A 15885-nucleotide genomic window follows, 5' to 3' on the forward strand; every position below is an offset into this window, starting at 1 on the left:
ATCACTTTTCTTCACTTCTTCCTCACTGGAATCCGAACCTCACTATACGCGTAACCTTGTTTATCTTTATCCATTTTTGTGAACGAAAAAGAAGGGACATTGATGACTTCGTAATCAGAAGAGGGAAGCCATTCTGAATAGGTTTTGGCCATGGTTTCTTGTAGTGTAGATGGGAAGGGTCCTACATTTGGGAAGATTGCCCATGTACATGCTTCGACTGGCACTTTGTCTAATCGGTCACTTACTTGACTTTCCGTTGTTAACACACCGATCATGTGGGTTAGATCTCCCTCTTCTTTTAAGAAATTCTCGTCCGCGTGAAAAGATGCATTCACGATTTCATAAGGTTCTATGTTTTGAAGGGCATGCATTTCTGCTTTTTGTTCCTCTGTAATGCTTTGAGCTAGCTTTACAATCTCGTTATTTACCCCTTCAAATTGCATAGGCACTCGTTTACTTACACCGACTAGATTAAATGCCGGTTTGTCTTCAATTCTAAACTCCATGGAAGTTCCTCCTTTAACTGTAATGACGAATGAAAGCTTGGGAAACGATTTAGTTATCCCTGTTTTGATGACATCTGAGGGTAAGAAACCACTCCATTTTTTAAAGGCTCGCGTAAAGCCGTCTACTGACTGATACCCATATTTGAAAGCGACATCCGTTACTTTTTCTCCGTTCAATAAATCCTTATTGGCCTCTGACAATCTTCTGTTTTTGATATATTCACTAAGCGTCAATCCTGACAGGTAAAAGAAGATCTTTCTAAAGTGAAAGTCCGAAACCCCGGCATACTCGGAAATACTTTCAAGAGGCAGCTCATCTGTTAAATGATTTTCAATATAGTCGATCACCTGGTTTAATTCCTTTAACAAGTTATCCCTCCTTGTCATGTCTATATCATAGCAAAGCCGTTTTATTCCTACTCGACATATTTAACTTAAAATATATCGGTTCTTTAGGTAAGGTCACAGTGACGCCCCGAAGTTTGTCGAGGGTTTATAGGATAAAATAGAAAATCCAATAGTTAAAGGCATGGTTCTTTTTTTTTAGAAACCATGCCTCATACTATTATGCCTGAAGTTTACGTTTTCTTATGACAAGTAGCGATCCGCCCGCAACTAATAAGATAAATCCTGCTAGTAGCAAGTTATAGATATTGGTTGCTGTAACGGGTAGAATGTCACCATTCTGCTTTGGTTGTTTATCAGTCTCGTCGTTATTTACGTCTTCAGCATGCTGGTCATTTTGATCTATGTTTGGTTCGTTATTATTTTGATCTTGATTATCGCTCTCTGGTTTTTCAGGTTGCTCTGGTTGTTGCTCCTCATCTATTGGTGGTTCGGGTTGCTCAGTTGGTGGCTCCTCAGGATCATTTTCATCCTCTGAATCTGATCCAGCTGCTTGTTTTGTAAATGACCATATATCGGATATTGTTTTTCCAGTATGATCATCTTCAATTACAGCATACCAAGAGTAGATATTTCCGTCCGTTAGTCCTCTCCAAACGGTTTCGGCAAATTCACCACTATCCACGTCCTTGTCTTTGCCGATTTCTGTATCGCTATACACATTTACAGAGAAGTAATCAGTCGCGACTTGTTTTTCAACGGCGCTTAAGTCTAGGTTAATGATAAACTCATCTTTTTCAGGATGGGCCTCAGTATCATAAAAGTTATAATCATCTAAATACGGTGAATACGTATTTACGATAATTCGATGATTATCCTGGTCGAAATGTAAGAGTCTCATATACCCTTGGCCACCTTCAGGTCCAGCCTGATAATCGGCAAGCATTTGATACACGGTACGATCTGGTGTACCGTCTCCATTATCATCAATCTGGTCGATTAACGTTTGTGCTTCATGATAATGTCCACTTAATACCGCAATGACATTTTCATTTGGAACGACAATCTCGTTATAAAGCTTTTCACCGAGTGGATGTCTCGTTCCAGTCGCAAGTAAGTACTCATGGAAGTTTAATATCGCCATCCGATCAGGGTGAGCAGCAAGGACATCATTTACCCACTGAATTCCTTCATCAGTTACACCCCAACCTAGGTACATCATAATATAGTCATTTCCGCCGGCCGAAATTAAATCATAATGTCCACGGTTGTTTAAGTATGAGCCTCCATAATAAGGTTTATTCTCAAATCGATCTGCACCAAAGTAACGATAATAATCGGTGTAATCATTGTTTACTTGATTGACATCATGATTACCAGCTAAGACACCATATGGAATATTATGCTCGTCTAAAACTCCCATATATTGGTCTGCGTAATTCCATTGGCTTTCGTCTGTCGATATGTTAACCAAATCCCCTGTATGGAATACATATTTAATCTTCATTTCGTCTTGATTTTCTGCAATCCATTGTGTTTGACGGTCAAAGATATACGGGAAGCTCTCTGCATAAAATTGAGTGTCAGACATCCATACAAAGGTATAGTCGTACTCATCCGGAGTGCTAGGAATTTCATCCTGTACAAGAACATTAATTTTATGATCCTTAACATAAGCATCCACTGCAACATTGCCTGTCAATTCAAAATCATCTTCTCCAGCAATGCGATAATCGATTAAATTCCAATCACCATTTTGATGATTCCATGCGTACATAGAAACCTTTCGTCCTTCTAGTGACTTTCCTTTCCAGTTGAGTTCGACAATGTCATTTTCATCGACAGTAGAATCAACCTTTACATCAAAGCGATGATAAGGAAATTGAGTGTGTGAATTGTTCGTTAAATATTGTCCATCCTGCTGTGCAACAAGGGCAATATCTTCTTCCGTAAAGACTTGTTCTCCTGCTGGAACCTGTGTTTGAGGTGGTTCCGTATCAGAAGCGTTTTTATAGCCTCTAATATGCTCAGTTTGACTCACATCATATTTGTAGCCTTGATAGAATGTAACATCGACTTTATCGTTCGTCGGATCTGTGACTTTTACTTTTATAACCGGGTCACCATTGACGGTCGCACCATCTGCAGGTGAAGCAACTTCAGGAATTTCAGGATTTTCATTCACAACCGAGAAGTGAACAATGTGCTGAGATTGATTGCCAACTTTATCCGTTGCGGACATGGTTAGTTTATGTTCTCCAGGCGCTAATTTGGAGGATGCTGTTTCATATGGAAGTGAAATAACCTCACCATCTAGGGTGGTTACGAATGATTCAACACCCGCGATTTCATCGATTGCGCTTCCTTCAATTGTAAATGCACCTTGATATTCGTTGCCTTCAACGAGATTTGAATCAATCTTTGGAGCGCTATTATCCACAATTACCTTTCTTTCAAGCGTTTCATCAGCATCTTGAACGGTGATTACATGTTCTCCATCCGATACGGTTGTTGTATTCCATTTCACCGTTTTAGAAAGTGCATGATCGTTTGTGATTGTAAAATGAAAATCAACGAAAGGATTGGCATCATTCATTTTCAATACTTGATTTGGATTATTGTAGGTAGGGTCTGTTAAAACAGTACCATCAGAAAGCACTAGTCGAACATTTTTTAAGTCATAATCATCGCGGTTTTCACTAGAATCTAAGTCAAATGGCGATGCTTTGTTTCCTGAGCGAACCGTGATGGTATTATCTCCTAGTGATAAGCGGTCGGGTTCAATCGGAATACTAAAGGTTTTCCACTGAGTCAACCAATCCTTATCCATTAAGAAGAGCACTTCTTCACCCATGGTCACCGCATTTTGGAAGTACGTATTCAAGCCGTTTACATCTAATGCAAAATAGGCAGTTCGCTCAACAGAATGATATGTATCGCTCGTTAGCTCTGTGCCATCTACCATTAGTGAGACGTTGTCAGGTGCATCCTCAGCAGATGTTCCTTTAAGAATCACATTGCCAGTCACGATGTCTTCCTTTACATTCAGACGAAGACTCGATTGATCATGGTCGGATGTAATGTCGACACGATAGGTATCACTTGTTTTTTCATTACTTCCATCTGAAGCGACAAAGTAATAGTCGACAAAGTCTTTCCCAATTAACTCAGGAGAGTAGATGGTTGAATGGAATAAACCATTCGTAGAATCCTGTTGTAAAATTTTCATTTGGTATTCATCTTGGTCCGAAATTTTATAGAAAAGGCGGACCGATTTCACTTCTTGGTCATCCGTTACATTCGCTGCAATTTCGATATTATCCTTTTCCGCTATTTCAGTAACCTCTGTTTGATTATCAATTACAGGTGCAATTGTATCTTCAGGAAACTGCACAGCCTCTCGTGGAACTTGGTGTGCCTCAACGCTTCCAGGAGTTGCATCTTTGATGTCAAGTTTGATTTGCTGTGTCGTCTGATCGGTTGGATACCCGTAGACAATTCCTTTGTCAGCATAAGTATCATCCATGTTTGGTACATCATTATAGTAGGCAAGTGCCACTTCTTTATGAGCATTCGTACCGATCACAATACCACGCATACTGCCATTCGCCATACCGCCTGTATAAACACGAACGATATTCTCATTTTCTACTAAATTTGAACCATAGTTTTGGTTAAAATCCGCTACAGTTGAATCGCCATTTTGGTCATTGATGATCCAAAAAACGAGTGTTTTTCCGGCTGGTATGGTGACATCTTCCGGAATCGAAGGCCATACAACATCTGTACCTGGGTCCGTGCCGTAGCGGTAATAAATTTTATAATCTTTAAAATTAATATCTTGATTGCTATTGTTATAGATTTCAATAAACTCATATCCGTCAGCAGAACCAACATTCGTGGTGTCTGGAACTACCTCTGTAACCAACAAATGTGGGAGCACACTGTAATCAATATCGATCTGTTTCACGTTGATCGTGTATTCACTAGTTTTCTCAGCCTGAATCCCATCTGTTGCTTCAATATAATAGATAAGATTCGACTTTACGCCCGCAGCTGGAATCTCAGCTGAGTACGTGCCCGTGTTCTCCGCACTTGGATTCATTGATAGTGCTGTGAAATTCTCGGCATCCTTTTCTTTATAATGGAGAGTAACCAATGGGATTGCTAGATTATCTGTTACTTTCGCTTCGATTTTGACTGGTTTATAGGCATCAACTTCGTCCACCTGGGTATGCTCTATCACAGGTGCTTCCGTATCCGTTGGAATTTCTGGGAGTTGCACAGGAACAGCGGGTACCTGTTTATCCGTAATCACACCTGGTGACGGAGGGGCCATCCCCTGTAATTTTTTCATTATTGTTCCTTGGTCAGGATATTCGTATTGGATAACAGCGCCAGTATCGTCATTGTCACTTCCTAAATAACTTGCAGAAATAACCTCTGCTCCTTGAAGGTCTTTTAAAACCAATGCACGATTGCCGCCGTTCGCAAAGCCAGGAAATGCATCAGTAAACTCGACGACTTGTTCATTTGTTAGTTCAGTACCAAATTGAGCGTTAAAGTCTGATAATGGTTTATTGCCGTTATTAAACCAGAAAACTAGTTTTTCCTGTGGCTCAATTGTTGTCGCTGGGATTTGGAAAGGGAGCTCTACTCCGCTATCCGTATAATGATAAATAAATGAATAGTTTGTTAACACCTGCGGCTGGTTCGAATTGTTATAGAGCTCAAAATACTCATAATAATCTGTGCCGCCACCCTCAGAATTTGGAGAAATCTCCGTAATCAAAATAGGTGGAAGTGAATCATAATCAGGCTCCACGATACCTTCGATTGCCACGTCAAAACTATCTTTCTCGGGATATGTAACCCGATGATTTGTGTCCGTTACTTCGATGTAATAACGCAAAGTTTCATTTGTTAACGATTCTTTTGGAATGGTAGCTTGATAGATTTGGCCATCTGTGTGAGTCATCGCGATCTTCTTAAACGCACCATTCGGTTCTGTTTGATAATAAACAGCAGCTAAAGAATCATGCTGGTCGTCTGTAATGGTTGCTGAGATGACAAGGTCTTCTTTTGCACTCGCATTTGTGATTTGTTCATGAGTAATAATTGGCGCTTGGTTTTCTTCCGCTACAACTTCTTGTTGAGGAACCTGCTCAGGTTCACTTTCTTTTACTTCTGTGTTTTCTTGCGTTTCTTCTTCGCTAGGCTGACTTTTCGTTTCTTTAGTTGGAGAAGAAGGGGCTTCCGTCACTTCAGTGTCAGCTTTGTTTTCGTTCGGGAGAGCTTCTTCAGGTAGAGCAGAGGAATCTTGTACATCAGACTCCTGGTTTCCTGAATTTGAAATGGAATCTTCTTGTTTTTGGACTTGATTTTCTGATTGCACTTGTGAAATAGGAATTAGTGAAGTTTCTTCTGCCATAGCTGACGGAACGGCTAATCCTAAATTCGATACGAGAATAGCTACTGTGGTTGTTACGGCTAACCCTTTGTTCAGTTTTGCTTTTTTCCTCATAATGCCTCCTTAAAAATGTAAAGATTTTATGTATTCCACTACAGAATAACGACAAAGTATTGATTTTATTTATCTGAAATGTAAAAAATGTGTAAATATTACGAATTTCGGCAAAAGTTGTCATGTGGCTGTCATATCCTGTCCTTGAATATAAAACTCCACTATTTGGAAAGGTAAGGAAAAACAATCAAAGGAGACTTACCTATCGTGAATGTACAATCTGGTCAATCAACGAATGAAACTGTTTCAAGTCTTATGCTAAAGCAGCTTGAGATGTGGGGAGTTAAGAGGATCTATGGGGTTGTGGGGGATGCCATTATTGGGTTAATGGATGAACTAGCAAAGCAAAATTCAATCCAATTTATTGCGGTGAAACATGAATCGGTTGCCGCCATGATGGCTTCAGCTGAGGCAAAGTTAACAGGAAGGCTTGGCGTTTGTCTGGCAACGATGGGACCAGGATTAGGAAACTTACTCAATGGTCTTGGGGATGCTTATATGGATAAGGCACCCGTACTGGCTATTACTGGTCAGGCTCCTAGTCAAAAAATCGGAACTGACTATAAGCAGTATCTTAATCAACAAGAATTAATAAAACCACTCGCAGAATATACGTCTTTGCTCGCACACCCTGACGCCATTATAGATGTTTTAACAAAAGCGATGAAAACATCACTTGATAAAGGGGCTGTTACTCATCTATCGATTCCTAAGGATTTTTTTACAGTGAATACAACTGCAAAAATTCAGCGGGAACCAAAAATGATACAGACTACCTCATCTATAGATGAAAAAGTTATCACAGAAGTTGTTGAATTAATGAAAACCGCAAAAAAACCGATGATTTTAGCAGGTCTTGGGGCAATACATGCTGTTAAAGAAGTAGAGAAACTAGCAGAACTTTGGGGAGCGGGTATCCTTGTAAGTTTAGGTGCAAAAGGGGTGTTTCATCAATCATGTACGCACTTTTTAGGAGGCATTGGACAAGGGGGAAACCCTCATGCTAAAGTTCTTTTTCAAGAGTCAGATGTTGTTTTATTAGTAGGGAACTTGTGGTGGCCGGAAGGATATGTTCCAGGGCATGCGAAGTTGATTCAAATTGATGTTGCGAAAGAGAATATCGGGAAAGGTATACCCGTTGAGTTAGGTATTGTAGGTTCAGCTGAAATGCTGGTCCCCCTGTTAACGAAAAGTCTTCATAGCGTTTCACAAAATCAAACTTGGGTAACAAACATCCAGAAGATAAAAGAAACGTGGGACACACAAAACGAGCAAGAAGGCTTACAATCTTCCCAACCGCTCCATCCATCAAGAATTGTTAGAGCCATTGAAAATACTATTCAAGACGATGCGATTATTACTCTAGATACGGGTGATGTAACTGTTTGGTTCAATCGTAATTTTCGCTCAACTAAACAACAAATCATCTTTTCAGGAGAATGGCGAACAATGGGATTTGGTTTACCTGCAGCTCTTGCAGCCAAACTGTGCTTTCCAGAGAAGCAAGTGGTTGCAGTCGTTGGAGATGGCGGGATCGAAATGACTTTAGCCGATTTATTAACGGCCATTCGATATAACTTAAATATCACAGTCATCATTTTCAATAATCATGCGTTACAAATGGAACGCGATAAAATGATAGCCAGCGGAAGTATTCAAAAGGATGTGGACTTAACGAATCCTGACTTTGTAAAAATTGCCGAAGCTTGCTCGTGGAAAGGCTATTCAATCACAGAAGAAAGTGAATTAGAGGATACCCTTGAAAAAGCATTTTTACATAATGGTCCAGCATTGATCGAGGTTGAAACTGCGCCAACTTTTCATCCAGAAACAAAGGGTTGACCGTGGAAAGCTAGTTTCCCGCCCCACAGGTATGTTACCGCTTTAGTTAATCAGGGGTGGGACCCTCTACTGGAAATGATTCAACAGTTTACTAGAATATTATTTTAGTATAAAATCAATATAGAGCATTGTTGCTTAATCTTTATCTAGAGCGGGGGACCCAAATTCTTCATGCGGGATTTTTCCGCTATTGGTGAATTCGTAAATAGAAGGGGCTTATTGTTTCCCATAGTCCTAACCTGAAAGCTAACCTCGTAAGCAATCGAGTGGAAACAGTATGGTAGAATAGCAAATCGGCAACGGCCGGTTTTTTGTTACCTTATCTTTCTATATGTTTCCCTTACCTGAGTAATCAGAATCAAATTATTAAGAAGGTGGGGTAATTTATGAAAAAATTCAAGTTAAGTTTGGCAAGCCAAATTTTAATCGGTCTTATTTTAGGTATTATCGTTGGTGGCATTTTCTATGGAAGTGAAACTGCCCAAAGTGTCCTGCAGCCATTCGGAGATCTTTTCTTACGATTAATTAAAATGATTGTCGTGCCAATCGTTCTTTCAAGTATTATTGTTGCGATAGCTGGTGTTGGTGATTTAAAATCAGTCGGTAAATTAGGTGCTAAATCCCTGACATATTTTATTGGAATGACCATGGTTGCAATTGCAGTCGGACTTATTTCTGCAAATTTGTTCCAGCCAGGTGCTGGACTAGTAATGGACCAGTTAGAACAAAGTGATATCTCAGGTTATGTAGAAACATCAGAATCGCAAGAAGGAAAATCTATAACGGATACCCTCCTTCATATTGTTCCTACAAATCCGTTCCAAGCTATGGTTGAAGGAGATATGTTAGCAACTATTTTCTTTGCAGTTGTTTTCGGTCTTGGAATTGCAGCTATTGGTGAAAAAGGAAAACCGGTTTTACGTTTCTTTGAGGGTATGGCAAATGCCATGTTTTATGTGACAAATTTATTTATGAAATATGCTCCGATTGGTGTTTTTGCATTAATTGGTGTAACTATTTCAAAATATGGATTTGAATCACTTATTCCATTAGGCAAGTTAGCTGTTACTGTTTATGGAACAATGATTTTCTTTGTAGTAGTTATTTTAGGCTTATTGGCTAAATTTATTGGTTTAAATATTTTTAAATTATTGAAGATGATTAAGGAAGAGTTAATCCTTGCTTTTTCAACATCCAGCTCGGAAACTGTACTTCCGAGGATTATGGATAAAATGGAACAGGCAGGAAGTCCAAAGCATATAGCGACTTTCGTTATTCCAACAGGTTATTCTTTTAATTTGGATGGATCAGTATTATACCAAGCTATAGCGTCTTTATTTATTGCCCAAATGTATGGAATTCACTTGAGCATTGGGGAACAAATCATGCTAATGTTAATATTGATGGTAACATCCAAAGGTATGGCTGGAGTGCCAGGGGTATCCTTCGTAGTGTTATTAGCGACGTTCAGTACAATGGGTTTACCAGCTGAAGGACTGGCATTTATTGCTGGTATTGACCGTATTCTAGATATGGGACGTACCGCGGTTAACGTAGTAGGTAACTCGTTGGCAGCACTAGTTGTAGCTAAATGGGAAGGTAAATATAACCCACCTACTAAAGTTGAAGCTGTTCAACAAGCATCGTAAATTTGTGATATTAGTAAGCACATTCCATCAAATAGGAATGTGCTTATTTTAGTTTTGGGACAAGGGACCTGTGTCCCTAAAAGGCAAATACGTGGTTGCCTATTGTGGTTGATACGGTACGACTTCTTAGATAGGAGCTCGATGTCTTATCAGGGTTGTAAAAGAATAATGCGCCATTTGTTGGATCTTCACCACTTAGTGCACGTTTTGCAGCTTCTCTATGTTGGTCGTTAGGAGTTGCTGTAAGTAACGCACCGTTTTCTGCTGGTGTAAATTGATAGTAACCGTAGCTTTTTTCAAACAAGACATCTTTAATAGTATTAGGGAATAAGGGACTATTTACACGATTCACAATTACAGCACCAACGGCAATCTGCCCTTCTAAAGATTCACCTCTCGCTTCACTGTGTATCATTTTCGCAAGCCATTCGACTTCTTCCTTGTTAACTACTTTTTGTTGTTCAGCGGCGAATGTTATTTCGCTTTGAACCGGTGCAGGTGCACTTGTAACACCAGAAGGAATCGTCAACGTTTGTCCAATCTGCAAGCTATCTGAAGAAAGATTATTCGCCTTTTTGATTCCATCCACAGTAGTGCCGTTCCTTGTTGCAATACTATACAACGTATCACCGGAAACAACCTGATGTGTAGTAGTATTGGTTTGAGTAGAAGCGGCCGCACCGTTAGAAGGAATCGTCAACGTTTGTCCGATCTGCAAAATATCCGAAGACAGATTATTTGCCTTTTTGATCCCATCCACAGTTGTGCCGTTCCTTGTTGCAATGCTATATAACGTATCACCGGAAACAACCTGATGTGTAGTTGTATTGGTTTGAGCAGGAGCGGCCGCACCGTCAGAAGGAATCGTTAACGTTTGTCCGATTTGTAAAATATCCGAAGAAAGATTATTCGCGCTTTTTATGCCATCTACGGTTGTACCGTTACGTGTGGCAATACTATATAAAGTATCACCGGAAACAACCTGATAAGTAGTTATATTGGGTTGAGCCGGAATGGCAGTAATGCCAACAGGAATTGTCAATGTTTGTCCAATCTGAAGAGAATCCGAAGAGAGATTATTTGCGTTCTTAATTGCATCAACGGTTGTTCCATTAGTTTGAGCAATACTATATAGTGTATCACCAGCTACTACAGTATGGGATAAAGACTTCGTTTGTGTCTTCTTTCCAGATGCTTCAGCTGCAGAGGCTTGAGTTGCAGGCAATGTACCAAGACCTAAGGCAGATAATAGCACTCCACCTGCCATAATCTTAACGGTTTTAACCTTCAATGTAGGAAATATCCTTTTTACAAAATTAACAGCTTTTCTTTCCATATCAGACTCTTCCACTGGGGATGAGACTCCTAACTCAGTAGAGTACTCGGTTAAGTTTTCATCAAGGTATAAGATCACTTCAATTCCGTCTTCTGTTTCGTTTAGTTTATATCGTGAAAAACCTTCCACCTATTTCACCATCCATTGTCTTTTTCTATCCATTACTATCCCCAAGTTCTTTATTTTTACAAATTCATATAGTGTATTTGGTGAGGAGGTAAAAGTTGTGAGACGTTATAAGAACGGAATAGAATGCATTAGAATGTCGAAATGTGCTATTTTAATACATAATGATTCTTAGATAGTTTATATTCAAGGGGGCAGCATGAAGAAGATACGAATGATTTATAGTTTATTAATTATCTCTTTTATTACAGCTTTAGGTTTTTCCATTTACTTTTATGAACATGTGCAAACGATTAATCAAGAAATGGAAGAGGTTTATTCCCCAGAAGCACCTTTACCAAAGTATCATTTTGTCTTAATAGTGGAGGAGATGGAACATGAGTATTGGCAATTAATTGGTGAAGGAGCAAAGAATGCCGGACAAAAGTATGGTGCAGCAGTGGAGTATATTGGGCCTGAAAGATCAAATACAGAAGAGCAATTGAAACTCTTTGACAAAGCAATTAAATCAAAAGTAGATGGTATTATCGTCCAAGGCCTTAACGAACATTTTACCGACATGATAAACAAAGCGGAGCGTCAAAACATTCCAGTTGTAACGATTGATACGGACTCTCCCGAAAGTATGCGGCATGCTTACATTGGATCAGATAATTACATGGCTGGCCAATTAGCAGGGAAAGCGTTGGTTGAAGATACTAATGGCGTAGCGAATGTCGGTATCATCACAGGTAGTTTGGACAATCCGCATCACCTAGAACGTGTAGAGGGATTTAAAGATGTTGTGGAGCAAGTAGAAGGCATAGAAATTGTAGCGGTTGAAGAGTCAAAGATTACAAGGGTGGAGGTAGAAGAAAAGGCGTACAACATATTAACGGAACATGAAAATATTACTGCCTTTTTTGGAACGAGTTCCTACAATGGGATTGGAATTGTGTCTGCAGCTAATTCTTTACAAAAGCAAAATGATATGTATGTCATTACTTTTGATACAATCGATGAAAATATGGAATTATTAAAGAATGGAGAAATTGAAGCAATTGTGGAACAGCATCCTTTTGAAATGGGATATTTAAGTGTAGAACGAATGGTAGACATTATGAATGGCAAACAGTTTAAAGAAATTACTCATACCAATTCATCCATTATTAATAAATCTACTTTAGATCTTGAAAAAGAAACAATGGTGGTTCCTTATGATAAAAATTAGAACAAAATTACTGATTTATTTTACAACCATCTTACTTTTAATTGTAATTTTGTTTGTTGTTCGTGAGCAGAGTAATCAAAGCATTCTGGAACTTCATAATGAGAATGATGAGTATTTGTTTCTATTAAACGAAATTGCGAAAAAGACAAATCAAACATTTGAGAAGGTACAAATATACGTGTACGAACCGCTACCTGAGAACCTAATTGATTATCAAGAAAGTAAGGAGCAACTTGTAGAACTGCAACATAAGTTTAAGGATATGGAAAAGGAAAGTATAACGAAAAATAATTATATGAATATCATGACCAGTTTTCTTGAACAAACAGATAAGACAGTAGTTGCAGTAGAAAAAAAAGACATTGAGGCCTACTCACTGTTTATTAGCGAGGCGAATAATACATCTGCCTATATTCATGAAGAAACACTTAGTTTGATAAACAATGAGCTTAGCAATTACCAAGCAATAGCTAAGTTATTAGATAAAAAGATTACTTATATGAAAAAGATGGCGATATCGATTCTAATTGTGATTATCCTTTTAAGTATCTTATTTGCATTATGGTTTTCCAATGGGATAACTAGCACCATTGAAAGACTTACTCTAGCGGCTAAAGAAATATCTGCTAGACGCTATATGGGAGAGGATGTTGTCGTTTCGACAAAGGACGAACTTTGGTTTTTAACAAAGACGTTTAATGAAATGAAGAGGAATATTCTTGAATCAATGAGTGAGATAGAAGAAAAGGCTAAAATGGGACAATTACTGAAGGAAATGGAATTAAAAAGCTTACAAAACCAAATTAACCCCCATTTTCTTTTTAATACATTAAACACCATTTCTAAAACATCTCTCATTGAGGGTGCGGAGAGAACAAGTGATTTAATTTCTTCAATCTCGACGTTACTCCGATATAATATAAGTAGTCTTGATCGTAAAACAATATTGAAAGATGAAGTTAAAATTGTAAAAGAGTATTTTTTTATTCAAAAGACGCGGTTTGGAGATCGAGTTGAGTTTATCGAAAACATCGATCCAAATTGCCTTGCAATTCCAATACCTTGTCTTACGCTTCAACCAATTGTTGAAAACGCATTTATTCATGGAATTGAGGATATGGCGGAGGGAGCCAAGATTGAATTACATATTTATAAAGAAGGTAATATGGTATGCATAGAAGTTAAGGACAATGGGATAGGGATGGATGAAGAGACACTACAAAGCTTGATGGATCCAAATGACAGCAACGAAGTAACTATGATAAAAGAAGGTACTGGTCATTCAACTGGAATTGGCATGAGAAATGTAATCAACCGTCTTGCGTTGTTTCAAAAAGAGAGTAAAGTTGAGGTTGTTTCAAGTATAGGAGAAGGGACTACAGTACGGATTAAATTAGTCAAAACGTAAAGAAGAATAAGTGAGGATTTTTTTATGATTAAGGTCATGTTAGTGGATGATGAACAGATTGAAAGAGATGGTTTAAAAATAATACTTAGTAAAAAGCGGTCCAATTTCGAAATTATTGCTGAGGCCAAAAATGGAAAACAAGCAGTTGATTTAGCTATCTTACATAAACCAGATTTAGTCTTCATGGATATAAAGATGCCTGAGTTTGATGGCTTAGAAGCTATTAGGAGAATCGTTTCTGTTCTTCCGCAAACAAAATTTATTATGGTCTCAGCTTTTGATACATTTGATTATGCTCGAGAAGCAATGAAATTTGGAATTAAAGAGTATTTATTAAAGCCTAGTAAAATGTCTGAAGTTATCGAGGCTTTTGATCGGATGGTTAAAGAAATCGAAAGTGAAAAGCAAAAAGAAAATGAAACAAAACAAATAAATCGACGACTTGAAAGAGCAAGTTCCTTTATTGAAATAGAATTTATTGTTTCCTTCATTATGGATCACGTTCATGAGTTTAATGAGGAAGATTGGGAAGAATGGCTAGATCTTGAGCATAAACAAGGTTTTGTTGCTGTTTTTACATTTGAAACAGATCGACTGCATGCGAGTCGAGAAGAAAAAAGCCGCTGGTATCGTGTGTTGAAAGAAACAATTCATGACCAGTATTCCCATTGCCTTGTCGGTCCTTTGACAGGGTTTCAAGTACCTGTTTTGAGGCTATTAACGGACGAGGAATATGAAAATCAAAAAATAAGAGAAGAGTTTGCTCGATCGGTTATACATCAAGTTCAACATTCGCTTAAAGAATGCCACTTATATGTAGGGATTGGGAGTATTATTTCTGATGTTAATCAGTTTTCTATTTCTTATAAGGAAGCAATCGATGCTTTAGAGCTAGCATATACACAACATAGTTCAGCCTATATGGTATTTAATGAGCGGATTAAACAAAGGCGCAAAGAATTAGTTCCTTTTGAAATTGAGAAGGAACTAGTTGATGCTGTGAAAAAAGGTGATAGCCAAAAGGGTTTACACATGTTTGAACTGTATTTTCAGTCTATTGAACAGACCTCAGACTATCAGGTTAGAACGATCCATAAGGCGATGGAAAACTTCTTTATTGTATTATCGCGTGCCTTAAAAGAGCTAGGATTTAAAGAAGATATTGTGACAGGGTTAGGTCAATTCGGTACAGCAATGCAGATTAAGGAAGCAGCCAAATCACACCTCCTCATGATAATAGAAAGTTTAGCAGAATATCGTTCGAATGGTGTACAAACACTACTACTAAAAGCAAAAGAATACTTAGATAAAAATTATGTTAAATCAATTTCTCTCGAATCAATTGCTGTAGAAATTGGCATTAGTTCTTATTATTTAAGTAAGTTATTCAAAGAGCGGTTTCATCTTACGATTATAGAGTATTTGACAGCTACACGATTAGAAAAGGCAAAAGAGCTATTATTAACACGTATGTCGTTAAAAGAAATTGCACTAAGTATAGGTTATAAAGATCCAAATTATTTTAGTAGAGTATTCAAAAAGGAAATTGGAATGAGCCCAAGTGAGTATCGAACGAAATATCAACCGTAAAACAACGATTAAAGTCGTTGTTTTTTCTTGTTTTAGGCAGGAATTTCGAGGGACAGGTTAAATGATTGATAGGTCCAACAAAATTAACCAAAAAACAAGATAGTCTAGAAGTTAACAAGATAGTGAAGATGAAAGCGAAAACATTAATGCGCTTACATGATATTTTATATACATAGAAATCAAATGCTACCTACTTCAAGGTTTATGTAAACGAAATCATACTTAGAATTAATTCTTCTTTAGGAGGACAGGTGATTTGTTTTGAGGTAGGTTCCTTTTAAAGAAAGTGTAAGGGTTATCAAAATAGTAATCCTTTCAAGGAAGGGTAGTGTCAAAAGTTCTATGAAAA

General features: G+C 38.1%; 8 protein-coding genes and 1 riboswitch. Of the genes, 5 read left to right on the top strand and 3 right to left on the bottom strand.

The annotated features are described in order from the left end of the window. Nucleotides 1-11: 11 nt before the first annotated feature. Both CKJ95_RS22640 and CKJ95_RS22645 read right to left on the bottom strand, forming a co-directional pair. Nucleotides 12-875: an AraC family transcriptional regulator gene (locus CKJ95_RS22640; protein ID WP_099355716.1), complete on the bottom strand. Its 864-nt coding sequence runs from the start codon at nucleotides 873-875 to the stop codon at nucleotides 12-14. Nucleotides 876-1071: 196 nt separating this feature from the next. Continuing rightward, on the bottom strand, nucleotides 1072-6375 hold the full coding sequence (locus CKJ95_RS22645) for a lamin tail domain-containing protein (RefSeq protein WP_099355717.1): 5304 nt from the start codon (nucleotides 6373-6375) through the stop codon (nucleotides 1072-1074). 207 nt (nucleotides 6376-6582) lie between these two features. Here CKJ95_RS22645 and CKJ95_RS22650 point away from each other — a divergent pair, with 207 nt between their 5' ends. Both CKJ95_RS22650 and CKJ95_RS22655 read left to right on the top strand, forming a co-directional pair. Further along, a complete protein-coding gene (locus CKJ95_RS22650) occupies nucleotides 6583-8217 on the top strand; it encodes a thiamine pyrophosphate-binding protein (RefSeq protein ID WP_099355718.1) in 1635 nt (544 codons plus the stop codon). 122 nt (nucleotides 8218-8339) lie between these two features. Continuing rightward, a riboswitch (cyclic di-AMP (ydaO/yuaA leader) is annotated at nucleotides 8340-8493 on the top strand. 110 nt (nucleotides 8494-8603) lie between these two features. After that, complete coding sequence (locus CKJ95_RS22655; RefSeq protein WP_099355719.1) at nucleotides 8604-9866, top strand: cation:dicarboxylate symporter family transporter; 1263 nt, start codon at nucleotides 8604-8606, stop codon at nucleotides 9864-9866. 76 nt (nucleotides 9867-9942) lie between these two features. Here CKJ95_RS22655 and CKJ95_RS22660 read toward each other — a convergent pair whose 3' ends face one another. After that, the gene (locus CKJ95_RS22660; RefSeq protein ID WP_099355720.1) at nucleotides 9943-11331 is read right to left on the bottom strand and encodes a LysM peptidoglycan-binding domain-containing protein; all 1389 of its coding nucleotides are present in this window, start codon (nucleotides 11329-11331) and stop codon (nucleotides 9943-9945) included. 196 nt (nucleotides 11332-11527) lie between these two features. Here CKJ95_RS22660 and CKJ95_RS22665 point away from each other — a divergent pair, with 196 nt between their 5' ends. The 3 genes from CKJ95_RS22665 to CKJ95_RS22675 are packed head-to-tail and all read left to right on the top strand — an operon-like array spanning nucleotide 11528 to nucleotide 15536. Beyond that, nucleotides 11528-12538 (top strand): sugar-binding protein, encoded by a 1011-nt coding sequence (locus CKJ95_RS22665; RefSeq protein ID WP_099355721.1) that lies wholly within the window; start codon nucleotides 11528-11530, stop codon nucleotides 12536-12538. After that, nucleotides 12525-13946, top strand: a complete 1422-nt coding sequence (locus CKJ95_RS22670) for a sensor histidine kinase (protein ID WP_099355722.1) — start codon at nucleotides 12525-12527, stop codon at nucleotides 13944-13946. The genes CKJ95_RS22665 and CKJ95_RS22670 overlap by 14 nt, the downstream gene beginning before the upstream one ends. A 24-nt stretch (nucleotides 13947-13970) precedes the next feature. Further along, complete coding sequence (locus tag CKJ95_RS22675) at nucleotides 13971-15536, top strand: response regulator (protein WP_099355723.1); 1566 nt, start codon at nucleotides 13971-13973, stop codon at nucleotides 15534-15536. The last annotated feature ends 349 nt before the right edge of the window (nucleotides 15537-15885 follow it).

It is taken from the genome of Fredinandcohnia onubensis, from assembly GCF_002734285.1.
Lineage (GTDB): Bacteria > Bacillota > Bacilli > Bacillales > Bacillaceae_L > Ferdinandcohnia > Ferdinandcohnia onubensis_A.